This is a genomic window from Bradyrhizobium ferriligni (assembly GCF_056837965.1).
In genome coordinates, this window is the sequence record NZ_JBXEJO010000061.1 from 35,536 (window position 1) to 58,803 (window position 23,268).

At 65.0% G+C, this 23,268-nt stretch carries 20 protein-coding genes; 12 read left to right on the top strand and 8 right to left on the bottom strand.

The genetic code is table 11. The features are described 5' to 3' along the window. Window positions 1-4: 4 nt before the first annotated feature. Window positions 5-532, top strand: a complete 528-nt coding sequence (locus AC1VNY_RS30515) for a phage tail protein (RefSeq protein ID WP_482407936.1) — start codon at window positions 5-7, stop codon at window positions 530-532. Beyond that, complete coding sequence (locus AC1VNY_RS30520; RefSeq protein WP_482407937.1) at window positions 529-1,089, top strand: GNAT family N-acetyltransferase; 561 nt, start codon at window positions 529-531, stop codon at window positions 1,087-1,089. The genes AC1VNY_RS30515 and AC1VNY_RS30520 overlap by 4 nt, the downstream gene beginning before the upstream one ends. Here the strand turns inward: AC1VNY_RS30520 and AC1VNY_RS30525 are convergent. Further along, window positions 1,071-1,373: a DUF6916 family protein gene (locus AC1VNY_RS30525; RefSeq protein ID WP_482407938.1), complete on the bottom strand. Its 303-nt coding sequence runs from the start codon at window positions 1,371-1,373 to the stop codon at window positions 1,071-1,073. The genes AC1VNY_RS30520 and AC1VNY_RS30525 overlap by 19 nt on opposite strands. A gap of 484 nt (window positions 1,374-1,857) precedes the next feature. Between AC1VNY_RS30525 and AC1VNY_RS30530 the strand changes: the two genes are divergently transcribed. The 9 genes from AC1VNY_RS30530 to AC1VNY_RS30570 all read left to right on the top strand — a co-directional run bounded on the left by AC1VNY_RS30530 (window position 1,858) and on the right by AC1VNY_RS30570 (window position 12,484). Next, window positions 1,858-3,012 (top strand): iron-containing alcohol dehydrogenase, encoded by a 1,155-nt coding sequence (locus AC1VNY_RS30530; RefSeq protein WP_482407939.1) that lies wholly within the window; start codon window positions 1,858-1,860, stop codon window positions 3,010-3,012. 87 nt (window positions 3,013-3,099) lie between these two features. Next, window positions 3,100-4,650, top strand: coding sequence for an AMP-binding protein (locus AC1VNY_RS30535; protein WP_482407940.1), 1,551 nt, complete (start codon window positions 3,100-3,102; stop codon window positions 4,648-4,650). A gap of 113 nt (window positions 4,651-4,763) precedes the next feature. Continuing rightward, on the top strand, window positions 4,764-5,462 hold the full coding sequence (locus AC1VNY_RS30540) for a DUF2270 domain-containing protein (RefSeq protein ID WP_375764010.1): 699 nt from the start codon (window positions 4,764-4,766) through the stop codon (window positions 5,460-5,462). A gap of 78 nt (window positions 5,463-5,540) precedes the next feature. Then, window positions 5,541-6,428, top strand: a complete 888-nt coding sequence (locus AC1VNY_RS30545) for a TauD/TfdA dioxygenase family protein (RefSeq protein ID WP_482407941.1) — start codon at window positions 5,541-5,543, stop codon at window positions 6,426-6,428. A 436-nt stretch (window positions 6,429-6,864) separates the two neighbouring features. After that, entirely contained in the window at window positions 6,865-8,460 is a 1,596-nt protein-coding gene (locus tag AC1VNY_RS30550; protein ID WP_482407942.1) for an ABC transporter substrate-binding protein, read from the top strand. Window positions 8,461-8,551: 91 nt separating this feature from the next. After that, a complete protein-coding gene (locus tag AC1VNY_RS30555) occupies window positions 8,552-9,499 on the top strand; it encodes an ABC transporter permease (RefSeq protein ID WP_038387887.1) in 948 nt (315 codons plus the stop codon). Between the two features lie 86 nt (window positions 9,500-9,585). Next, window positions 9,586-10,479 carry an ABC transporter permease gene (locus AC1VNY_RS30560; RefSeq protein ID WP_482407943.1) on the top strand — a complete coding sequence of 298 codons (894 nt, stop codon included), beginning with the start codon at window positions 9,586-9,588 and terminating at the stop codon, window positions 10,477-10,479. Beyond that, complete coding sequence (locus AC1VNY_RS30565) at window positions 10,479-11,492, top strand: ABC transporter ATP-binding protein (protein WP_482407944.1); 1,014 nt, start codon at window positions 10,479-10,481, stop codon at window positions 11,490-11,492. Before AC1VNY_RS30560 ends, AC1VNY_RS30565 begins: the two co-directional genes overlap by 1 nt. Continuing rightward, window positions 11,489-12,484: an ABC transporter ATP-binding protein gene (locus AC1VNY_RS30570; RefSeq protein ID WP_482407945.1), complete on the top strand. Its 996-nt coding sequence runs from the start codon at window positions 11,489-11,491 to the stop codon at window positions 12,482-12,484. The genes AC1VNY_RS30565 and AC1VNY_RS30570 overlap by 4 nt, the downstream gene beginning before the upstream one ends. 133 nt (window positions 12,485-12,617) lie before the next feature. Here AC1VNY_RS30570 and AC1VNY_RS30575 read toward each other — a convergent pair whose 3' ends face one another. The 4 genes from AC1VNY_RS30575 to AC1VNY_RS30590 all read right to left on the bottom strand — a co-directional run bounded on the left by AC1VNY_RS30575 (window position 12,618) and on the right by AC1VNY_RS30590 (window position 18,832). Beyond that, window positions 12,618-14,597, bottom strand: coding sequence for an acetyl/propionyl/methylcrotonyl-CoA carboxylase subunit alpha (locus AC1VNY_RS30575; protein ID WP_482407946.1), 1,980 nt, complete (start codon window positions 14,595-14,597; stop codon window positions 12,618-12,620). Next, on the bottom strand, window positions 14,594-16,222 hold the full coding sequence (locus AC1VNY_RS30580; protein WP_482407947.1) for an acyl-CoA carboxylase subunit beta: 1,629 nt from the start codon (window positions 16,220-16,222) through the stop codon (window positions 14,594-14,596). Before AC1VNY_RS30580 ends, AC1VNY_RS30575 begins: the two co-directional genes overlap by 4 nt. Then, window positions 16,222-17,820: an AMP-binding protein gene (locus AC1VNY_RS30585; RefSeq protein WP_482407948.1), complete on the bottom strand. Its 1,599-nt coding sequence runs from the start codon at window positions 17,818-17,820 to the stop codon at window positions 16,222-16,224. The genes AC1VNY_RS30580 and AC1VNY_RS30585 overlap by 1 nt, the downstream gene beginning before the upstream one ends. 145 nt (window positions 17,821-17,965) lie before the next feature. Then, window positions 17,966-18,832, bottom strand: coding sequence for a beta-keto acid cleavage family enzyme (locus tag AC1VNY_RS30590; protein WP_461192790.1), 867 nt, complete (start codon window positions 18,830-18,832; stop codon window positions 17,966-17,968). A gap of 213 nt (window positions 18,833-19,045) precedes the next feature. On the opposite strand from AC1VNY_RS30590, the gene AC1VNY_RS30595 reads away from it, so the two are divergent. Continuing rightward, window positions 19,046-20,269, top strand: a complete 1,224-nt coding sequence (locus AC1VNY_RS30595; RefSeq protein ID WP_482407949.1) for an ABC transporter substrate-binding protein — start codon at window positions 19,046-19,048, stop codon at window positions 20,267-20,269. Window positions 20,270-20,412: 143 nt separating this feature from the next. Here AC1VNY_RS30595 and AC1VNY_RS30600 read toward each other — a convergent pair whose 3' ends face one another. From AC1VNY_RS30600 to AC1VNY_RS30610, 3 genes are all read right to left on the bottom strand, one after another. Beyond that, a complete protein-coding gene (locus AC1VNY_RS30600; RefSeq protein ID WP_482407950.1) occupies window positions 20,413-21,243 on the bottom strand; it encodes a helix-turn-helix domain-containing protein in 831 nt (276 codons plus the stop codon). 116 nt (window positions 21,244-21,359) lie between these two features. After that, window positions 21,360-22,016: a glutathione S-transferase family protein gene (locus AC1VNY_RS30605; RefSeq protein ID WP_482407951.1), complete on the bottom strand. Its 657-nt coding sequence runs from the start codon at window positions 22,014-22,016 to the stop codon at window positions 21,360-21,362. After that, the gene (locus AC1VNY_RS30610; RefSeq protein ID WP_482407952.1) at window positions 22,016-23,185 is read right to left on the bottom strand and encodes an acyl-CoA dehydrogenase family protein; all 1,170 of its coding nucleotides are present in this window, start codon (window positions 23,183-23,185) and stop codon (window positions 22,016-22,018) included. The genes AC1VNY_RS30605 and AC1VNY_RS30610 overlap by 1 nt, the downstream gene beginning before the upstream one ends. Between the last annotated feature and the right edge of the window lie 83 nt (window positions 23,186-23,268).

Below are 23,268 nucleotides of genomic sequence, written 5' to 3' on the forward strand. Positions count from 1 at the left end.
GACCATGTCTGACCAATTCCTGGCCGAGATCCGTATTTTTCCGTTCAACTTCGCTCCCGTCGGGTGGGCCCTCTGCAACGGCCAGCTCATGCCGATCTCGCAGAACACCGCGCTGTTCTCCCTGCTCGGCACCACCTATGGCGGTGACGGCAAGAGCACCTTTGCGTTGCCCAACATGCAGGGCAACGCGCCGATGCAGCCGGGACAAAGCTCCTTTGGCACCGTGTACGATCTCGGACAGGCCGCCGGCTCAACGACAGTGACGCTGCTGCAATCTGAAATGCCCCTGCACAACCACGGGGTCCTGGGCAATATCAATCCGTCGAACCTCGCCACGCCCAGCCCGGTGCGGTCGCTAGCACGCGCAAACCCGGGTCAGGCCTACACCGCGACGTTGACCAACATTTCGCCGTTTTCGGCCATCAGTTCGATTATGCCGATCGGCGGCGGCCAGCCCCACAATAATATGATGCCCTATCTCACCCTGAGTTTCTGTATCGCATTGCAGGGCATTTTCCCGACGCGGCCATGACGGATGGTTTGCGCACGGATATTGTTCCCGCGGCGTCCGGGTGGACACGCGCCGCGGATGCCGGCCTGACGTTTCGCCGTATTGCCGACAGCGATTTGGCCTTCCTTGCGCGGCTCTATGCCTCGACCCGAACCGACGAACTGGCTGTGACGCCGTGGAGCGCCGAACAGAAGGCTGCTTTCCTGGCGATGCAGTTCCAGGCCCAGCATAGGCACTACCAGCAGTACTATCCGACGGCTGACTGGCTGGTGACGATGCGCGGCGGCGAGGACGTCGGCCGTCTCTATGTCGACCGCTGGCCGGGCGAGCATTGCGTCATCGATATCGCCTTCCTGCCCCAACATCGCGGATCGGGTCTCGGCGGCGCGCTGATGCGCGACGTGCTCGACGAGGCTGCCCGCGCCGGCAAGGCCGTCTCGATCCACGTGGAGAAATTCAATCCCGCGATGCGGCTCTATCGCCGGCTAGGTTTCCTCACCGAGGAAGACAAAGGTGTCTACGATCTGATGCGCTGGCGGGCGGCGGGAGCTTCCGACCGTCAGGTGAAGACCGCCTGATAGCCATTGCCATCCGCGAGCGGACCGACGGGCACCAAAAAGATGTCCATTACGCCCAGCGCGGGATGCCGCACCGGATAGATCGCCTGCGGCAACCACGCGCCCTTCGGGCCCGTGAACAACAGCGAGAACGCACCGCCCGGCCGGCCGCTGTTGCCCGCGGGCTCGACCTTGGCGAGCCTCAGCGCCACCGCGCGATCCGCCGCCTGCATCTCGAACTCCGCATCCTGATGCGGCGTGAAGTCGTCAATGTTCAGTTTGGCGAGATCGACGGTGGATGTCATACGCAGGTCCCTGTTGCTTTCGAGGTGTAACACACGCCGCGATGTTGCCGTCAAGATTTCTGCCGGTCGTCCGATTTCGACCTGAAGCTTTCACCGTCATTCCGGGGCGTCCTCTGCTTCCAGGGGGAGGCAAGTAAACGCAAGACTCGGATGCAGCGCGCCGCGAGGATGCGGATGTATGACTCACGCGAGCGCCACATATTCGATGTCGTCCCGGGCAAGCCAACGGGTCGGCGCGAAGCGCCGCCCGATGACAGGCTCCGCGCGACCCGCGACCCATAACCACCGATGCCAATTGTTTAGCCAGCGCTCGGGCCACAGCTCACTTCAACAACGCAACCCTGTGGTTAGCGACAGCGGAATGGGCGGCGCGACCGTATCAAGCCACCGGCAGGACCCTGATGACGGCCCCGCCTTCCTCCGCTAACCTCCCGGCAAAGGGCCGCCAGCAAGGCGGCGGACCGTGTTGAGGGAGGACAGGCGCGTGCATCGAGGCCGTGTCGTATTCGGCGCCATGGACGAGGTCGTGTTCGGGCGGCCCGCGCGTGAGGCCATCGTCGAGCAGTTGGACCGGCTGGGCGCCGAGCGCGCCTTTCTGATGGTGTCGGGCACGCTGAACCGCGAGACCGACGAGATCGAGAAGGTCCGCGCGGCGCTTGGGCCCCGCTGCGTCGGCATCTTCGACAAGATGCCGGCGCATACGCCGCGCGCCGCGGTCATCGCGGCAGCGGAGCAGGCGCGCTGTGCGAAAGCGGATTTGATCGTCACGATCGGCGGCGGCTCGATCACCGACGGGGCCAAGGCGGTGCAGCTTTGCCTCGCCAACAACGTCACGACGTCCGACGGCATCGAGACGATCCGCACCCATGGCGGCGTCTCGCCCGCGATGAATCCGCCGACCGTGCGCCAGATCAGCGTGCCGACCACCATCGCCGGCGGCGAGTTCTCGTCGATCGCCGGCGTCACCAACGAGGCCAAGCGGCAGAAGGAGATGCTGCGCCATCCGCTGGTGATGCCGCGCGCCACCATCCTCGATCCGGAACTGTCGGTGCACACGCCGGAATGGCTGTTCCTGTCGACCGGCATCCGCGCCGTCGATCATTGCGTCGAAGGCATCTGCTCGCGCGAGGCGCATCCCTATGGCGACGCGCAGGCGCTGAAGGGGCTCGAGATGCTGGCGGCCGGCCTGCCGCGGGTGAAAGCCGACCCGAAGGATATTTCGGCGCGGATGGATTGCCAGATCGGCACCTGGCTCTCCACCGGCCCGCTCGCATCGGGCGTGCCGATGGGTGCGAGCCACGGCATTGGCTACGTGCTCGGCGCCGAATTCGACGTGCCGCACGGCTACACCTCGTGCGTGATGCTGCCCGCGGTGATGCGCTGGAACAAGCGCGACAATGCCGACCGTCAGGCGCTGGTCGCGGCCGCAATGGGGCGTGCGGGCGCGGACGCCGGCGATGTGCTCGACCGCTTCATCCGCGACCTCGGCATGCCGCGCAGCCTGCACGAGGTACGCGTCGGCCCCGAGCATTTCGACCGCATCGCAACGCAAGCGATGCGAACGCCCTGGGTGCCGCGCAATCCGCGCAAGATCGACGATCCATCCCAAGTTCGCGAGATTCTGGAGATGGCTGCATAGAGCGTTTTCGAGCGAAGTGGGCACCGGTTCGCGCGAAGAAAACGCGTCAAACGAGAACAAGCACGATCAAGGGGGATCTGGAGTTCGATGTACACCGGCAAGCATGCTTACCTGCGCCCGCTGCAACCCGCCTTCATCATGGCCGGGACCGGCGAGACCGTCACCTATCGTGAGCTCGAGGCGCGCTCCAACCGGCTCGCGCATCTGTTCCGCAAGCAGGGGCTGCGGCGGCTCGACCATTATTCGATCTTCATGGAGAACAACAACCGCTACCTCGAGGCCTGCGGCGCCGGCGAGCGCGCCGGGCTCTACTTCACCTGCGTCAACTCCTACCTCACCGCGGGCGAGCTGGCCTACATCCTGACCAACAGCCAGTCGCGTATCCTGATCACCTCGAAGCTGAAGCTCGACATCGCGCGCGAGGCGCTGAAGGAGTGTCCGCAGGTCCAGCTCTGCATCGTGGTCGACGGCGAAAGCGAGAGCGATCGCGTTGTCGGGCTGCAACAGGCCACCGCGGGCCTGCCGCCAACGCCGATCGCGGACGAATATGCCGGCACCGCGATGCTGTATTCCTCCGGCACGACCGGCCGGCCCAAGGGCATCGTGCGGCCGCTGCCGGAGCAGCCGCCGTCGCAGAACCTGCCGCTGTTCGATTTCCTGACCAAGCTCTGGCACTACCGCGAAGGCATGGTCTACCTCTCGCCGGCGCCGCTCTACCACTCGGCGCCGCAAGCCGCGGTCAATCTCACCATCCGGATGGGCGGCACGGTCGTCATCATGGAGAGTTTTGATCCCGAGCGCTATCTCGAGCTGGTGCAAAGATGGGGCATCACCCACAGCCAGCTGGTGCCGACCATGTTCTCACGCCTGCTGAAGCTGCCCGAGGAGGTTCGCGCCCGCTACGATCTGTCGACCCTCGAGATCGCGATCCATGCCGCCGCGCCCTGCCCGGCGCTGGTCAAGGACGACATGATCAAATGGTGGGGACCGATCATCCACGAATATTACGGCGCGACCGAGGGCCTCGGCTTCACAGCCTGCAACAGCCAGGAGTGGCTCGCGCATCGCGGCACCGTCGGCAGGGTCCTGCTCGGCGATCTGCATATCCTCGACGAGAACATGGAGCCCTGCCCCAAGGGAACGCCGGGCACCGTGTGGTTCAAGACCGCCACGCCATTCGAATATTTCAACGACCCCGCCAAGACCAGCGAGGCGCGCTCGGCCGACGGCAGCATGAGCACGGTCGGCGACGTCGGCTATGTCGACGACGACAACTTCCTTTATCTCACCGACCGCGCCACCTTCATGATCATCTCCGGCGGCGTGAACATTTATCCGCAGGAATGCGAGAACCTCCTGATCACCCACCCCAAGGTCGCCGACGCCGCGGTGTTCGGCGTGCCCAATGTCGATCTCGGCGAGGAGGTGAAGGCGGTGGTGCAGCCGGTCGACGGCATCGCGCCGGGGCCGGAGCTCGCCGAGGAACTGATCGCGTTCTGCGCCAGCGTGCTGTCGCGCCAGAAGGTGCCGCGCTCGGTGGATTTCGAGGCCGAGCTGCCGCGGCTGCCGACCGGCAAACTCTACAAGCGCCTGCTGCGTGACCGCTATTGGGGCAACAAGACCTCGCGGATCGTGTGAGCGGCATCCGGACTGATGCTGCCAACCCAAGCCGGCGGACGCAACAGACTCGCCGGTCGCGCGGATTTCGCGCTATGCTCCGGGATCGCAAGCCAGCTTCGCCGGAGGCCGCCATGCCATCGCCCCAGCCGCGCGAGCCGGAGCCGGTGCAGGCCGGAAGGCTCGAATTCACTGCCGCCGAGATCGGTGCACTCGCCCATCTCTATCGTGGCGAGGTCTATCGCAGCACGGTCTGGCGCACCCGTCTCGACAGTTCGACCAACTGGGCGGTGGTCACGACCGGGATCGCGCTGTCGGCGACCTACAGCAGTGCGGAAGCCTCGCCCTTGCCGATGGTCCTGGTCGGACTGCTGGTGACCGTATTCCTGCTATTCGAGGCGCGGCGCTATCGCTATTTCAACGTCTGGCGCGCCCGGGCGCGGTTGCTCGAAACCGATTTCTACGCACCGATGATCCGCGGCGAGGGGCTCTCGCCGAATGCGGCCTGGACCGACCTGCTCGCCAACGACTACCGCCGCCCCAGCTATCACATCAGCTATGTCAGAGCGATCGGCCGGCGCCTGCGACGGACTTATGGCTGGATCTTCGCGATCCAGGCCATCGCCTATTACGGCAAGCTGGCGATCCACCCGCTGCCGCTGACCACGATGAGCGCGATCCTGGACCGCGCTTCGATCGGTCCGATTCCTGGAACCATCGTGATTCTGGCCGGTGTCGCCTTCCATTCCAGCTGGGCGCTGTTCGCCTTCGTCACTCATCGCATCGAGGTCGCGGACCGGCGCACGCGGCACAATCTGATCGCAATGGGCTGAGGCGCCGCGGGCCGCGTTGCCGATCGCGGGCTTTTCCCCTAACCTCGCCTCAACAACAAAGAAAAGGGAGGACTTGCGATGGAAGTGATCCCACTGCGTCCGGGATTCGGTGCCGAGCTGCGCGGCGTCACGCTGTCGGACGTTGCCGCCAGCGATGCCGCCTATGCGGCGGTGCGCGCGGCGTTCGAGGAACATTCGGTGCTGGTGTTCCGCGACCAGGAGGTCAGCGACGACATCCAGCTCGCCTTCTCGCGCCGCTTCGGCCCGCCCGAGGTGACCAAGGTCGGCTCGATGGGCACCGGATCGCATTTTGTGATTCTCTCGACCTTCGGGCCCGACGGCAAGGTGGTTCCATCCGATCACCGGCAGCAGCTGCGTGCCAGGGCCAACCAGCTCTGGCACACCGACTCTTCCTTCAAGCGCGTGCCGGCGCTGACCTCGATCCTGTCCGCTCGCATCATTCCCGAGCATGGCGGCGAGACCGAATTCGTCTCGATGCGGCTTGCCTTCGAGCGGCTCGACAAGGACACGGCGAAGCGGCTGGAGAACTCGTTCGCCTGGCACTCCTACGCACATTCGCGCAGCAAGGTGGCCACCGGCCTTGCGACGTCGGATGAAGTCGACGCGCTGCCGCCGGTGTGCTGGCGCATGGTCTGGCGCAATCCCGTCAATGGCCGCGGTGCGCTGTATCTGGCTTCCCACGCTTATGGCGTCGAGGGCATGGATGCCGACGCCGGCAAGGCGCTGATCGAGCAATTGACCGAAGCCGCGACCGCGCCCGGCGTCAGCTATCTGCACCAGTGGAAGCAGGGCGACGTCGTGATGTGGGACAACCGCGCCACCATGCATCGCGGCCGCCCCTGGCCGGCGCATGAAGGCCGCCTGATGATTCGCACCACGATCTCGGCGACCGAGGCCGATGGCGTCGCCAACATGCGCCTGCCCTCGCCGCAGGCGGCGGAGTGAGGCGAATGCGAATGTTTCCCCGTCGTCCTGAGGTGCGAGCCTTGCGGCGCAATTGCGCCGCTGGGCGAGCCTCGAAGGATGCACGGCCACCAGCTGGGCCGTCGATCCTTCGAGACGCGCTTCGCGCTCCTCAGGATGACGGAGAGCGTGTGCAGTGCGCGGCTTACATCGGCGACATACTGTCGCTGATTGCGGCCCGCTTCACGCCGCACGCATCGGCGCCCGCAACTTAATTCGAATGGAGTTTCGCCGCTGCATAGCAAAACAACCCGGGTTCCCCACAATCACAGCCATTATTCCCGATCAGCGGAAATTTTAATGTTGTGGCGTCATCCGAATTGCCAATCCCCGCGCGATCCTCGCTGGTTGCCCGACAGCCTCACCGTGGTATCGTCGATGCCAATCGGCCATTGAGACCGAAATGTGGGAGGGGACCATGCGGAGCGTGCAAGCGCTGGCCGTCGCGGTGTTGTCTGTGCTGATCATCGGCGACGTTTCACGCGCAGCCGAGCCGAAACCGGGCGGCATCTTCAGAATCTATCACCGCGACAGCCCCGGCAGCGCCTCGATCCACGAGGGCGCGACCTATTCGCTGAACGTTCCGTTCATGCCGATCTTCAACAATCTCGTCATCTTCGACCAGCACATCGCCCAGAACAGCGCCAGCACGATCAGGCCCGAGCTTGCCGAGAGCTGGGCCTGGAGCGGCGACAACAAGACGCTGACCTTCAAGCTGCGCAAGGACGTGAAATGGCACGACGGCAAGCCGTTCACCGCGGCCGACGTCAAATGCACCTTCGACATGCTGATGGGCAAGTCGCAGCAGAAGTTCCGGCAGAACCCGCGCAAGTCCTGGTACGAGCAAGTCGAAGAGGTCACGACCAACGGCGACTATGAGGCGTCGTTCAAGCTGAAGCGGCCGCAGCCGGCGCTGCTGTCGCTGCTCGCCTCGGGCTATTCGCCGGTCTATCCCTGCCATGTGTCGCCGGCCGAGATGCGCACCAAGCCGGTCGGTACCGGCCCGTTCAAGTTCGTCGAGTTCAAGGCCAACGAGTCGATCAAGCTCACCAAGAACCCGGACTACTTCAAGAAGGGCCTGCCTTATCTCGACGGTATCGAGTTCACCATCATCCCGAACCGCTCGACCGCGATCCTCGGCTTCGTCTCCGGCAAGTTCGACATGACGTTCCCGACCGAGGTCTCGATCCCGCTGCTCAAGGACGTCAAGTCGCAGGCGCCCAATGCGGTCTGCGTGGTGGAACCGAACAACGTCTCCACCAACATCATCATCAATTCGACCGCGCCGCCGTTCGACAATCTCGACATCCGCCGTGCGCTGGCGCTGGCGCTCGACCGCAAGGCGTTCATCCAGATCATGTTCGAGGGCCAAGGTGACATCGGCGGTACCATGGAGCCGGCACCGGACGGGCTGTGGGCGATGCCGAAGGACATGCTGGAGCAGATCCCCGGCTACGGTCCCGACATCGAGAAGAACCGCCAGGAAGCCCGCAAGCTGATGCAGAAGGCGGGCTATGGCCCGGACAAGCACCTGCAGATCAAGGTCTCGACCCGCAACATCGCGGTCTATCGCGATCCCGCGATCATCCTGATCGACCAGATCAAGAGCATCTACATCGACGCCGAGCTCGACGTCGTCGACACCGCGCAATGGTTCCCGAAGATCGCCCGCAAGGACTACTCGCTCGGCCTCAACCTGACCGGCAATGCCGTCGACGAGCCCGACCAGTCGTTCTACGAGAACTATGCCTGCGGCTCGGAGCGGAACTACACCAATTATTGCAACAAGGAGATCGAGAAGCTGTTCGACCAGCAGTCGGAAGAGACCAACACCGACAAGCGCAAGAAGCTGGTCTGGGAGATCGACAAGAAGCTGCAGGAAGACGTCGCGCGTCCGATCATCTTCCATGCCCGCACCGGCACCTGCTGGCAGCCTTACGTGAAGAATGTCACGATCATGTCCAACAGCTCCTATAACGGCTATCGTTACGAAGACGTCTGGCTGGACAAGTAGGCGTAGCGTTTTCGAACGAAGTGGATACCGGTTCGCGTCAAGAAAACGCGCCGGAAGACAAGACACAGGCGGGATCAGGGAGAGAGCCAGGGTGTTTGCCTATATCGTGCGGCGGCTGTTCCTGATGCTCGTGACCCTGTTCGGGATCTCGGTCATCATCTTCGTGCTGCTGCGCGTCGTTCCCGGCAACATCGTCGACATCCTGTTCGACGCCGCGGGCTTCGTCGATCCCGCCGACAAGGCCAATCTCGAGCGCGAGCTCGGCCTGAGCCAGCCGATCGTGATCCAGTATCTGCACTGGATCGGCGGCCTGCTGCACGGCGATCTCGGCTATTCCTACGTCTCGGAAAAGCCGGCGCTGGAGGAAATCCTGCCGCGGATTCCGATCACGGCGCGGCTTGCCGGACTGGCGCTATTGTTCTCCGCCTCGATCGGCATTCCACTCGGTGTCATCAGCGCCGTCCACCAGGGCTCACGGCTCGATTATGCGCTGCGCGTCGTCAGCCTCAGCGGCCTGTCGCTGCCGTCATTCTGGCTCGGCCTGTTGATCCTGATGGCCTCGGTCTCGCTGTTCGGCACCATGCCGATCTTCAATCCCAACCCGAAAACCTGGATCGAGGCGCTGACCATCTATGCCGTGCCGGCGATGGCAGTCGGCTTCCGCAGCGCGGCGCTCACCATGCGCATCACCCGCTCCTCGATGCTGGAGATCCTGCGCCAGGACTATATCCGCACCGCGCGTGCCAAGGGCGCCTCCGAGGCCTCCGTGAACTATCACCACGCGCTGAAGAACGCGGTGCTGCCGGTCATCACCGTGATCGGCATTGAGGCCGCGTTCCTGATCGGCGGGCTGATCGTCACCGAGACCGTGTTCAACATCCCAGGCATCGCCCGCTTCCTGGTCGAGGCGCTGCGCTGGCGCGACTATCCGATCGTGCAGAACCTCGTGATGTTCATCGCTGTCGTGGTGGTGGTTGTGAACTTCATCGTCGACATGCTCTACGCAGCAATCGATCCACGTATCCGGTTTGGAGACTGAGCATGATCCGGAAAAGTGGGAACCGGTTTTCCTTGCGACAAACGCGAAGCGTTTGCGCTGAGATCATGCTCAACTAAAGAGGCCAAGTGGCAACGATCAATTTCGACAGCGAATTGCGACGTGCCGGGGCCAACGCCACCGGCGGCTGGGGACGGTTTGCGTTCCTCGCACAGCGCCACGTGCTCGGCACGGTCGGCCTCGTCATCATGCTGCTGTTCGTGCTGACCGCGATCTTCGCTAACGTCATCAGCCGCTACGATCCGCTCAGCGTCGATTCCGCGCACCGGCTGGCTGCGCCGTCCTCGCTGCATTGGTTCGGCACCGACTCCTTCGGCCGCGACGTCTGGAGCCGCATCATCCACGGCGCGCGGATCTCGCTTGCGGTCGGCATCGGCTCGACGACGCTCGGCGCTACGCTCGGCGTGATCGTGGGCCTCGCCTCCGGCTATCTCTCCGGCTGGGTCGACCTCGTGTTCCAGCGGGTGACCGACATCCTGCAGTCGCTGCCGCTCTTGGTGCTCGCACTCGTCATGACCGCGGCGCTCGGCCCATCGCTGCCGAACGTGATCCTGGCGATCGCAATTCCCCTGATCCCGACGGTCGCACGCGTGATCCGCGCCAACACGCTGGCGCTGCGCGAGCAGCCGTTCGTGGAGGCCGCCAAATCGATCGGCATGAGCGAGACGCGGATCGCGCTGCGCCACGTGCTGCCCAACACGATTGCGCCGCTGATCGTGCTCGCCACCGCGCAACTCGGCTCGACCATCCTGACCGAAGCGTCGCTGTCGTTCCTTGGCCTCGGCATCCCCGAGCCTTATCCGTCCTGGGGTCGCATGCTGTCCGAATCCGCCGCCGAATATGTCCGCACCGCGCCATGGCTGGTGATCTTCCCCGGCATTGCGATCAGCCTCGCAGTGTTCGGCACCAATCTGTTCGGCGACGCGTTGCGCGACATTCTCGATCCGAGGCAGCGCGGCTGATGAGCGAGGCCAAGACGTTCGATACGATTCTCGACGTGAAGAACCTGCAGACGGTGTTCTTCACCAACTCCGGCCTGTTCCGAGCAGTCGACGACGTCTCGTTCTCGGTCCGTCGCGGCGAGACGCTCGCGATCGTCGGCGAGTCCGGCTGCGGCAAGAGCGTCAGCGCGCTGTCAATCATGCGGCTGGTGCCCGATCCGCCCGGCCGCATCGTCGGCGGCTCGGTGACGCTCGAGGGCACCGATCTGCTGAAGCTCGACGATGCCGCGATGCGCGACATCAGGGGCAACCGCATCTCGATGATCTTCCAGGAGCCGATGACCTCGCTCAATCCGGTGATGCGGATCGGCGACCAGATCATCGAGGCGGTGCGCCTGCACCAGAAGGTGAGCAGCAAGGAGGCCTGGAAGCAGGCCGTCGACATGCTGCGGCTGGTGCGCATCCCGGAACCGGAGCGTCGCGCGCAGGAATATCCGCATCAGCTGTCCGGCGGCATGCGCCAGCGCGCCATGATCGCGATGGCCCTGGCGTGCCGGCCGGCGCTCCTGATCGCGGACGAGCCGACCACGGCGCTCGACGTCACCATCCAGGCGCAGATCCTGGCGCTGATCGTCGATCTGCAAAAGCGGCTCGGCACCGGGCTGATCCTGATCACCCACGACCTCGGCGTCGTCGCGCAAACCGCGCAGCGCGTGATCGTGATGTATGCCGGCAAGAAGGTCGAGGAGGCGACGGTCGAAGCTTTGTTCGAGACGCCGCTGCACCCCTACACGCGCGGGCTGATGGCCTCGATGCCGGCGGTGATCGCGCTCGGCGCGAAGACCGATGCGCGGCTGACCGAAATCCCCGGCATGGTGCCGTCGCTGACCAAGCTGCCGCCCGGCTGCGCCTTCGCGCCGCGCTGCAAGCTGGCGGTCGACCGCTGCCGGCAGGAATATCCGCCGCTCGACGAGATCAAGAGCAATCACTGGGCCGCGTGCTGGCGCGCCGGCGAGATTGCGGAGGCGTCATGACCGAACAGCGCCCGCTCCTCGAGGTGACCGACCTCGTCAAGCACTACGCGGTGCGCGGCGGTGTGCTGCGCCGGCAGGTCGGCACCGTGCATGCGGTCGACGGCGTCAGCTTCGCGCTTGGCACCGGCGAGACGCTCGGGCTGGTCGGCGAATCCGGCTGCGGCAAGTCGACGGTGGCGCGCACCGTGCTGCGGCTGGTCGAGCCGACCAGCGGCGCCATCAAGCTGGATGGCGAGGACATCGCGCCACTCAGCAAGGCGGCGCTGCGGCCGTACCGGCGCTCGATGCAGATCGTGTTCCAGGATCCGTTCGCCTCGCTCAACCCGCGCATGACGGCCGGCGACATCGTCGGCGAGCCCCTCACCGTGCATGGCCTTGCGACGGGCGCGAAGAAGCAGGAGCGTGTCGCGGAACTGTTCCAGCAGGTCGGTTTGCGGCCCGACCAGATGAAGAATTTCCCGCACCAGTTCTCCGGCGGCCAGCGCCAGCGTATCTGCATCGCGCGTGCGCTGTCGCTCGGGCCGCGGCTGATCGTCTGCGACGAGCCGGTCTCCGCGCTCGACGTCTCTATCCAGGCGCAGGTGATCAATCTGCTGATCGACCTGCAGCGCCAGCAGAACTTCTCCTATCTGTTCATCGCGCACGATCTCGCGGTTGTCGCCCATATCAGCCACCGCGTCGCGGTGATGTATCTCGGCCGCATTGTCGAGATCGCCGACAAGCACGAGCTGTTCGCCAATCCGCGCCACCCCTACACCCAGGCGCTGCTCGCCTCGGTGCCGATCGCCGACCCCAAGGCCAAGCGAACCGCGCCGCTGATCGACGGCGATGTCCCGAGCCCGATCAATCCACCTTCAGGCTGTGCCTTCCACACCCGCTGCCGCTACGCGATGGATCGCTGCAAGACCGAACGCCCGGTGCTGCAGGCGGCCGGTCCGGCGCATCAGGTCGCCTGCTGGCTGAATGACGGAACGGGGCAAGCGGCCTCATAAATTAGTGTCGTCCCGGCGAAGGCCGGGACCCATTACCCCGAATGCCCGTTGATTTGCCAAACTGGGGCCACAGCTTGCTCCAACAACATACAGCGGTGGTTGTGGGTCCCGGCCTTCGCCGGGACGACAGTCTTTATGCCGCCGCCTCGATCTCCACCACGATCTTCCCCGTCGTCACCTGCTCGCCCTCGGCGACATCGATCGACGTGACCGTGCCCGCGACGCCGGCGGTGTGGACGTGCTCCATCTTCATCGCTTCCAGCGTCATCACCGGCTGGCCGGCCGCGACCTTGTCGCCCGGCTTCACCAGCACCGCGACGACCCGGCCGTTCATGGCGGCGCGGACCTTGCCGTCGCCGCCGGCCGCCGTCGCGCTTTCCGGCGGCGCCAGCGTGAAGTCGCGCACCGACAGCGTGACGCCGCGATGCAGGATATAGAGTCGATCGCCATCGCGCAGGAATCTGGCCTGCTCCATCACCCCGTCGTGGTGGAAGCGGATGCTGTCCTGGCTGAGCTCGTCGATCACGAAGCTGAAGCGATCGCCGTTGCGGGTCGCGAGGTAGCTGCCGTCGCGCTCGCGAACGATCTCGATCTCCTGCACGCCGTGGCCGAGATCGATCCGCAGGCCGAGCGGGAATGTCGCAGAAAGCGACCGGCCGCGCTGCCATGGCGGCGCGTGCGGATGGGTGACGTAGAGCAGCAGCGCCGCTAGCGCGACATCGCTGCCGCGATCGGGCCGGACCGCGAGCAGCGCTTCGCGGTTGTCGCCGATGAAGGCCGTGGTCGCCTCGCCCCTGGCAAAGACCGGATGGCGCAGGCAATCGATCAGGAAGCCCTGATTGGTGGTGACGCCGAAGGCCGTGACCTGCTCCAGGGCACAGATCAGCTTGCCGCGCGCTTCATCGCGGGTCGCGCCGTGGCTGATGACCTTGGCGATCATCGAATCATAGAACGGCGGAATCTCCGATCCGGACTGCAGCGCGTGCTCGACGCGGATGCCATCGGGCATCTGCCACCGCGCCATGCGGCCGGATTGCGGCATGAAGTCGTGACCAGCATCCTCCGAGCAGAGCCGGACCTCGATGGCATGGCCGGAGAACTTGACGTCCTCCTGGGTCAAGCCGAGCGGCGCACCACTGGCGATGCGCAGCTGCAATTCGACCAGATCGAGCCCGGTGATCGCCTCGGTGACGGGATGCTCGACCTGCAACCGCGTGTTCATCTCCATGAAGTAGAAGTTTCCGGCGCGATCGAGCAAAAACTCCAGCGTGCCCGCCCCCTCGTAGCCGATCGCCTTGACCGCCTGCACCGCGACCGCGCCCATCCGCGCGCGCAGCTCCGGCGTCACCGCCGGCGACGGCGCCTCCTCGACCAGCTTCTGGTGCCGCCGCTGTACCGAGCAATCGCGCTCGCCGAGATGGATGGCGTTGCCATGGCGGTCGCCGAACACCTGGATCTCGATGTGGCGGGGATTGACGATCGCGCGCTCCAGAATGACGGTCGGATCGCCGAACGCGCCCTGCGCCTCCGACCGCGCGCTGCGCAGCGCGTCGGGAAATGCCGCCGCATCGGCGACCAGCCGCATGCCGCGGCCGCCGCCGCCGGCGACCGCCTTGATCATGACCGGAAAACCAATGGCCTTGGCTTCCGCCAGCATCACGGCATCGCTCTGGTCGGCACCCTGGTAGCCGGGCACGCAGGGCACGCCGGCCCGCTGCATGATCTCCTTGGCGCCGGCCTTGTTGCCCATCGCAAGGATCGCTTCCGGCGACGGACCGATGAACACCAGACCCGCATCGCGGCAGGCCTGCGCAAAATCCTCGTTCTCGGCGAGGAAACCATAGCCGGGATGCACCGCGCCGGCGCCGCTCGCCTTGGCCGCGGCGATGATCGCGTCAATCTTCAGATAGGATTGCGCCGGCAGCGCCTCGCCGATCCGCACCGCCTGGTCGGCCTCGCGCACATGCAGCGCATCGCGGTCGGCGTCCGAATAGACGGCGACGACGCCATGGCCGAGCCGCCGTGCCGATCGCATGATGCGCAGCGCGATCTCGCCGCGATTGGCGATCAGGACCTTAAAGAACGGCGTCCGCTTCACGATTGCCCCGCTCATGGCCGCGCCACCGAAAACTGCATGCGCTGCGGGCTGCGGGCCTCGGCCTCGCGGCAGATCGAAAGCACCTCTGACAGCACCGTCCGCGTATCGCGCGGATCGATCACGCCGTCGTCGAGCACGCGGGCGCTGGTCGAGAACACGTCCATCTGGCCGTCGAACACGCCGGTGATCTGCGCCTTCATCGCGTCGAGCTTCTCCTTCTCGATCGGCTTGCCGCGCCGCGCGGCGGCGGCTTCGGTGACGATCGCCATGGTTTCGGCGGCCTGCTCGCCGCCCATCACCGCGGTCTTGGCGTTGGGCCAGGAGAAGCAGAAGCGCGGGTGGAAACCGCGACCGCACATGCCGTAATTGCCGGCGCCGAACGAGGCGCCGCAATACAGCGTGATCTGCGGCACCGTCGCCGAGGTCACCGCCTGGATCATCTTCGAGCCGTGCTTGATCATGCCGGCCTCTTCATAGGCCCGGCCCACCATGTAGCCGGTGGTGTTGTTCATGTAGAGGATCGGCGTACGCGATTGGCAGCAGGCCTGGATGAAATGCGTCGCCTTGTTGGCGCCGGGCACGTCGAGCGGGCCATTATTGGTGATGATGCCGATCGCTTGGCCCTGGATGCGGGCATGGCCGCAGACCGTCGCCGGACCGTAATTGGCGCCGAACTCGGTGAAGTCGGAATCGTCGATGAAGCGCGCGATCGCCTGGCGCATGTCGACGGGACGCTTGTGATCCATCGGCATGATACCGAGCAGCTCCTCGGCGTCGTAACGTGGCGGCTTGAACGCGGCCGGTTCGAGGGCCGGCCGATCCCAGGAACGGTCCCAAGGCAGCTTGGCCATGATGTCGCGCGCGATGCGCAGTGCATCGCGGTCGTCCTCGGCGAGATAATCGCCAAGGCCCGAGATCGATGTGTGCATCTCGGCGCCGCCGAGCTCCTCCTCGGTCGCGATCTCGCCGGTGGCGGCCTTGAGCAGAGGCGGCCCGGCGAGGAAGGCGCGGGTGCGGCCGCGCACCATCACGATGTAGTCGGACAGGCCGGTCTGGTAGGCGCCGCCCGCGGTCGAGGAGCCGTGAGTGACGGTGACGACAGGAAGCCCCGCCGCCGACAGCCGCGCCAGGTTGCGGAAGATGTTGCCGCCACGGACGAAGTCCTCGACGCGGTAGCGCAGCAGATTGGCGCCGGCGCTCTCGACCAGCTGCACATAGGGCAGCCTGTTCTCCAGCGCGAGCTCCTGCACCCGCAGCGTCTTGTCGAGGCCGTAAGGCTGTAATGCGCCCGCGTCGATGCCGGCATCATTGGCGCTGACCATGCAGCGGATGCCGGAGACGAAGCCGATGCCGGCGACCAGTCCGCCGCCGGGCACGCTCTTGTCCGCATCCGCCACGTCGAACATGTAGCCGGCGAGCGTCGACAGTTCGAGGAAGGGCGAGCCGGGATCGAGCACCAGCGCAACGCGTTCGCGCGGCAACAGCTGGCCGCGCTTGTGGAAGCGGTCCTTTGCCGCGGCGGAGGCCGCGCGCGTCCGCTCCTCCAGGGCGCGCATCCGGGCGATCAGCGCCAGCATGCCGTCGCGATTGCCCTGGAAGGCGGCGCTGCCGGTGGAAATCGTGTTCTCGATGATGGCCACTAGGCGCGCTCCACAAAATGCCCACTGTATTGCTGCCGCAGCTCGACCTTGCGCAGCTTGCCGGTCGCGGTCATCGGCATCTCCTCGAGGATACGCACCAGCTTCGGCACCTGGAAGCCGCCGAGATGCTTTCTGCAATGCGCCTCGATGCCGGCCTCGTCGGCCGCCGCGCCGGGTTTCAGCTTGACGAAGGCGGAGACCGCCTCGCCCCATTGCGGATGCGGCAGGCCGACCACGGCGGCATTCTGCACGGCGGGGTGCGCCAGCAACGTCTCCTCGATCTTGACGGAGGCAACGTTCTCGCCGCCCGACTTGATCATATCCTTCTTGCGGTCGAGGAACAGCACCTCGCCATTGCCGTCGATCAAGGCAAGATCGCCGGTATGGTGCCAGCCGAACTTGCGCGCCTCCTCGGTCGATTTTGGGTCCTTGTAGTAGCCCATCATCACATTGGGCCCGCGATGCACCAGCTCGCCGATCTCGCCGCGCGGCAGCAGGTTGCCATTGTCGTCCATGATCGCGGTCTCGTTGACGATCAGCGATTCGCCCCAATAGTTGCCGAAGCGGTCGAGCTGCACCTCCGGGCGGGACATCGTCGTCGCCGGATACATCTCGGTCTGGCCGCTGGACAGCACGAAGTTCGGACAGAGATCGGCCATGGCGCGCTCGAGCAGCGGCTTGCCCATCGGCGCCATGGTGTAGATGCAGCAGCGCAGGCCCGACAGGTCGTAGTCGCGCCGGCGCGGATGGTCGAGGATCGCCTGGTACATCAAGGACAGGCCGACGAACACGGTGAGCTTATCGCGGACGATCGCCTCCATGCAGGCAACCGGATCGAAGCCGCGCATCAGCGCCATGCGGCCGCCGACCGAGAGATAGCTGAGCAGCAGCACGTGGCCGGCGCAGTGGAACAGCGGAAACTGTCCGGTGATCCCGTCATCGCGCGAGAGCTGCATCTCGATACAATTGCTCATCACGGCCATGACAACGGCGAGGTGACAATGCATCGCGCCCTTCGGCCGCGAGGTCGTGCCTGACGTATAGATGATCATCGCGAGGTCGCGGTCGTTGATCTCGATGTCAGGCTCGATATCGGACTGTCCCTCCAGCAGACCGTTGAACTCCTGCAATCCGGTCTTGCCGGCATTGCCGGTCAGGTCGATTGCGATCATCTCCATGCCGCGCGCTTCCAGCGCCGCGCGGCGGTCGGTCTGGGCATGAAGGGCGTCGTCGATGACGGCGAAGCGGACCTCGGCATGGCCGAGGATGTAGTCCATATCCGAGGGCCCGAGCATGGTGTTGATGGGCACCCAGACCAGGCCGGCGCGGTGAATGCCGAACAGCGCTTTGACGAACTCGACGGAGTTGTTGCAGACGGTCGAGATCTTTTCGCCCGGCTTCAGCCCGCGCTGCACCAGATGATTGGCGAAGCGATTGGCGTCGCGCTCGAGTTCGGTAAAGGTGACCTGCCGGTTGCCATCGGTCAGCGCGATGCGATCCGGGAACCGCCGCGCGGCGCGCTTCAACAGATCGCCGATCGCGACCCGGCCGATACGACCCGGCCCGGTGACACCGCCGGTTGCTGCGAGATTGTCCATGCTTGGTTCTCCTCTCAACCGTCATTGCGACGAGCCCGCGACAAAATTGCGAAGTAATTTTGCGCTGAAGCGACGAAGCAATCCATACTTTCCAAACGGCAAGATGGATTGCTTCGCTGCGCTCGCAATGACGGCTGGCGTAGCCCTAGTGCCTGACCCCAAAGATCTGCCGCGCTTCCGCCGGGCTAGCGATCTCACGGCCGGCGCGGCGCGCGCAGGCGGCGAGGCCTTCGACGAGCTGCCCGTTCGACGTTACCTTGGTGCCGTCGCCGAGATAGAACGTATCCTCGAGCCCGCTGCGCAGATGGCCGCCGAGATCGGCGGCGCGCTGATGCAGCGGCCAGATCTCGGCACGGCCGATCGCGGTGACCTGCCAATGCGCCTCCGGCGCCTTCAGCTTCAAGAGGATCGGCAGCAGCTCCGGATCGGCCGGCATGCCCGAGGCAACGCCCATGACGAAATTGTATTCGAGCGGGCCGGAATACATCCCGGTCTGCCGGTACATCCCGACGCAGCGCACGATGCCGACATCGAAGCACTCGAATTCGGGAATGGTGCCGGCCGCCTTCATCACGTCGAGATAGTCCTGCACCTTCTCGACGGCGTTATCGAACATCATGGGCGGCCAGGCCCAGGTGTTGTCGGCCTTCACCTTGAGATAATTCAGCGAGCCGGCATTGCAGGCGGCGATCTCGGGCCTGGTCTCGCGCACGCAATCGAGCGCGCCCTGGTAGTTCGGGCCCGAGGTGCCGGTGGTGTGATTGATGATCACGCCGGGGCAGGCCTCGCGGATCGCCTGCTGGATCTCCTTGCTGACGCCAACCTCCCACGACGGCAGATGGCCCTTGTTCGGCTCCTGCTGCCGCAGATGGATGTGCATGATGCTGGCGCCGGCGTTGAACGCGGCCCTGGCCTCGCGCGCCATCTCTTCCGGCGTCACCGGAACGTTGTGCTGCTTCGGGTCGGTAAGCACGCCGTTCAGCGCGCAGGTGATGACGGCCTTGTCGCTCATGGGTCTCTTGTCCGCTTTGCAGCGCACATGCGCTGCTGATCGCCCCATGATGAGAACTTTGCCTTCGCGCCATCTTGCGTTGACTGGCTAAGTGGATGCGCTCACGACACAATCAGCCGCCAGCCGGTTAACACAAGACGCCAAGCCCACGTGACGGATAGCCTTGCTGAAAGCAGAAGCGGCGCAACAAGCCGGCATCACGGGGAGAACGTCATGGTCTCGATCAACCGGCGCACATGGCTCACCGGCGCGGCAGGCGTGGGGCTTGCCGCAGTCGCAGGCGTCCGAGCTTCACTTGCCGAGGACACGCCCGGCGTCACCGCAACCGAGATCAGGATCGGCAGCACCACCTCCCTGAGCGGCCCGGTATCCGCGCTCGGCGTGCAGGCGCGCTGCCAGGAAGCCTATTTCAAGATGCTGAACGAGCAGGGCGGCATCGCCGGCCGGCAGATCAAGTACATCTACTACGACGATGCGTTCAATCCGGCGAAGACGGTCGAGCAGGTGCGCCGCCTGATCGAAAGCGACAATGTCGCCTTCCTGTTCAACATGCTCGGCACCGCGCCGAACTCGTCGGTCGTCAAATACATCAACACCGCCAAGGTGCCGCACCTGTTCCTGTCGGTGAATGGCGACAAATGGGGTGACTACAAGACCTATCCCTGGACCATGGGCTTTGCGCCGAGCGCGCGGACCGAGGCGCAGGTGTTCATCAAATACGCGCTGAGCCAGAACAAGAACGCGAAGTTCGCGGTGCTCTACCAGAACGACGACCTCGGCAAGGACTTCGTCGCCGGGGCCAAGGACGTGCTCGGCGAGCGGTTTGCGACCGCAGCCGTGGTGGCCTCGCACGAGGTCACCGATCCCACGATCGATTCCCAGATCGTGGCCCTGCGCGGCGCCAATCCCGATGTGCTGATTTCGGGCACCACGGCAAAGTTCTGCGCGCAGTCGATTCGCAAGATCTATGAGCTCGGCTGGAAGCCGATGCACTTCATCGCCAGCGGCGCCGCCTCGATCTCATCGACCATTGCGCCTGTCGGCCTCGACAAGTCGCAGGGCACGATCTCGTCGGCCTATGTCAAGGACGTCGCCGACCCCGCCTGGGCCAATGATCCCGGCGTGAAGAACTTCCTCGCCTTCATGGAGAAGTACTTCCCCGACGGCAATCCGAAAGAGGGCTACAACCTCTACGCCTACACGGTGGCGCAGGTGCTGAAAATCGTGCTCGAGCAATGCAAGGGCAATTTCAGCCGCGACAACATCATGGCGCAGGCCAACAACCTGAAGGACGTCGAGGTCCCGACGCTGTTGCCCGGCATCCGCGTCAACACCAGCCCGACCAACCATCACCCGCTGCAGCAGCTTCAGCTGCAACGGATCGAAGGGCCCGGCTGGCTGCGGTTCGGCGAGGTGATCCAGGGCGCGAATTTGTAGCGGAGGCGAATCCCAGGTGTCGTCCCGGCGAAAGCCGGGACCCATAACCACAGCCGGTTTATTGTTTCAAAAGGTCTCTGCCAACCCACGCCATCGATAGATCACGCGGTATGGGTCCCGGCTTTCGCCGGGACGACGGATCCTTACGTCAGCGCGCGTTCGCTCGCGGCCTGTCCGGTGCGATAGATCGCAAGATCCCGCGAGCCGGAGAAGATCGCGCGCGGCTTCAGGCCATAGAAGCGACGGATCGAATGGCTGAAATGCGTCGAGTCGGGATAGCCGATATCCTGCGCGAGATGCGCGAGGTTGATGTCCTGGTTGGCGAAGTGCAGCAGATGCCGCGCGCGCTTCCAGGCGCGGAAGGAGCGGAACGAGATCCCGGTCTCCTCCTTGAACAGATGCAGGAAGCGCGAGGGCGATAGCCCGGCCTCGGCGGCGCAGCCTGCCGCGGTCACCGGCTCGCCGGAGAACTGTCCGATGCGGCCGATCGCACGCACGACACGCGGATCGAGCACGCGCTGCGGCAGCGCGTCGCCGAAGCACATGGTGTCGAACTCGACATTCGCGATAGCATCGCGATGCTGCATCTCGGCGAGCGTCGCATAGGCGTTGCGAATGCGATTGGCGAACAGATGAGAGTCCGGTCCTTGCAAACGGCGGGCGACCGCCTCAAGCGTGCCGTCGGGCACGCTTTCCGGCTCGATCGCGACGCAGATCGCCGAGCGATATTCGCTGGTGATGGTGTGGCGCAGGTTCGGCATCGTCACCGCGAGCTCGCCATGCAACTCGCGGCCGTCGCTGGTCGACAGATGCAGCCCGTCGCGGATCGCGACATAAACATGGAATGCGCCGGGACAGCGCTCGCGCGGGCGGCCGAGCAGCCCGGCATAGAACACCCGTTCCGGCGTAATCAGCATCCGGTGACCGGATTGCTGGCTGGAGCTCTGGCACTTCGCGTCCACGATCGCGTCCATGGCGGTTCCTCCTCGCGCGGCTCTTTGGGCCGCTGCGGCGGAGCTACCATAACGCAAATTCGCAAGCTGTCACCGATGTGCTGGATCAATTCCGGGACACATTGCCTTCGGCGAGATCAGGGCCGCGCCCGCGGCGCAACGTTCTGTTCCTGCCCGGCTTTTTGCTCCGCCGCCACCGCGCGCTTGTAGCCGTCGCGCTGCTGCAGCCGCGCCCAATAGGCCGCGACATTCGGCCCGAAATCCTTGGCGAGGCCGATATTGCTGGCAAGCCGCAGCGCATAACCGTTCGTAATGTCGGCCGCGGTGAAGCGTTCCGCGCAGAGGAATTCCGACTTCGCGGCGGCGGCTTCCACCGCACGCAGGCGGCCGAGGAACCATTTTGCATAGTCACCCGAGACCTGCGGGTTGCGCCGCTCCTCCGGCTCGAGCTGGCTGTAGCGGAGCACCAGCGTCTGCGGAAAGGTCAGCGTCGCGTCGGAAAAATACATCCAGTTCAGGAACGCGCCATAAGCCGGCTCGTCGACACCGACAATCAGCGGCGTCGGGCCGTATTTGGTGCCGAGGTAATGGCAGATGCCGGAGGACTCCGTCATCCTGGTCTCGCCATCGATCATGAACGGGATGGTGCCGAGCGGATTGATGCCGAGATATTCCTTGGCGAACACCCGCGGCGGGAACGGCAGCATCTTCAGCTCATAGGGCAGCCCAAGCTCCTCCAGCATCCACAGCGGACGGAACGAGCGCGCGGCGTCGCAGTGATAGAGCGTGATCATCAGGCGTTTCCCTTTTGCTTCAGGCCAGGCAGCGTGCCCATCATCTTGCACAATACCATGAGCATGACCTCGTCGGCGCCGCCGCCGATCGAGGTCAGGCGGCTGTCGCGATAGGCGCGGCTGACCGGCGTCTCGTTGGTGAAACCCATGCCGCCCCAATATTGCAGGCAGGCATCGGTGAGCTCGCGGCCGAGCCGGCCGGCCTTCAATTTGGCCATGGTCGCGAGCCGGGTCACGTCCTCGCCGGCCACCAGCGCCTCGCCGGCACGATAGATCAGCGAGCGCAGCAGCTCGACCTCGGTCTGCATCTCCGCGAGCTTGAAGTGCACCACCTGGTTGTCGAGGATCGAGCCGCCGAACGCCTTGCGGTTGCGAGTGTAGTCGATGGTCTCGTTGATGATAAATTCATGCGCCTTCAGGCAGGCGGCGGCGCCCCACAGCCGCTCTTCCTGGAACTGGATCATCTGGTAGGTGAAGCCCTGGCCCTCCTCGCCGATCCGGTTGCGCTTCGGCACCCGGACATTGTCGAAGAAGATCTGGGCGGTGTCGGACGAACGCATGCCGAGCTTGTCGAGCTTGCGCGCGACCTGCACGCCCCTCGTCTTCATCGGCACGCAGATCAGCGACTTGTTGCGGTGGACCTGACCGTCGCTGGTGTTGGCCAGCAGGCAGATCCAGTCGGCCTGGGTGCCGTTGGTGATCCACATCTTGCCGCCGTTGATGACGTAATCATCGCCGTCGGAGCGCGCACTGGTCTTGATCGAGGCGACGTCGGAGCCGGCACCGGGCTCGGAGACGCCGATGCACGCGACCTGATCGCCTGATATCGCAGGCACCAGGAATTCGCGCCGCACCTCGTCGGAGCCGAACCGCGCCAGCGCCGGCGTCGCCATGTCGGTCTGCACCCCGATCGCCATCGGCACGCCGCCGCAGGTGATGGCCCCCAGCTCCTCGGCCATCATCAGCGCGTAGGAATAATCCAGCCCCTGACCACCGAACTCGACCGGCTTGTTGAGCCCGAGGAAGCCGAGATCGCCGAGCTTCTTGAACAGCTCATGCGCCGGGAAGATGTCGGCCTTCTCCCATTCGTCGACATGAGGATTGATCTCGGCCGCGATGAACTTTTGTAGAGCGCGGCGCGGTTCGTCGTGGTCGGCGGTGAAGAGCATGTTGATCTCGCGTTTCCTCGTCTCTTTCCTCACCTCCCCCTTCAAAGGGGGAGGTCGGCACGCTCGGCTATGCCGAGCGGGCC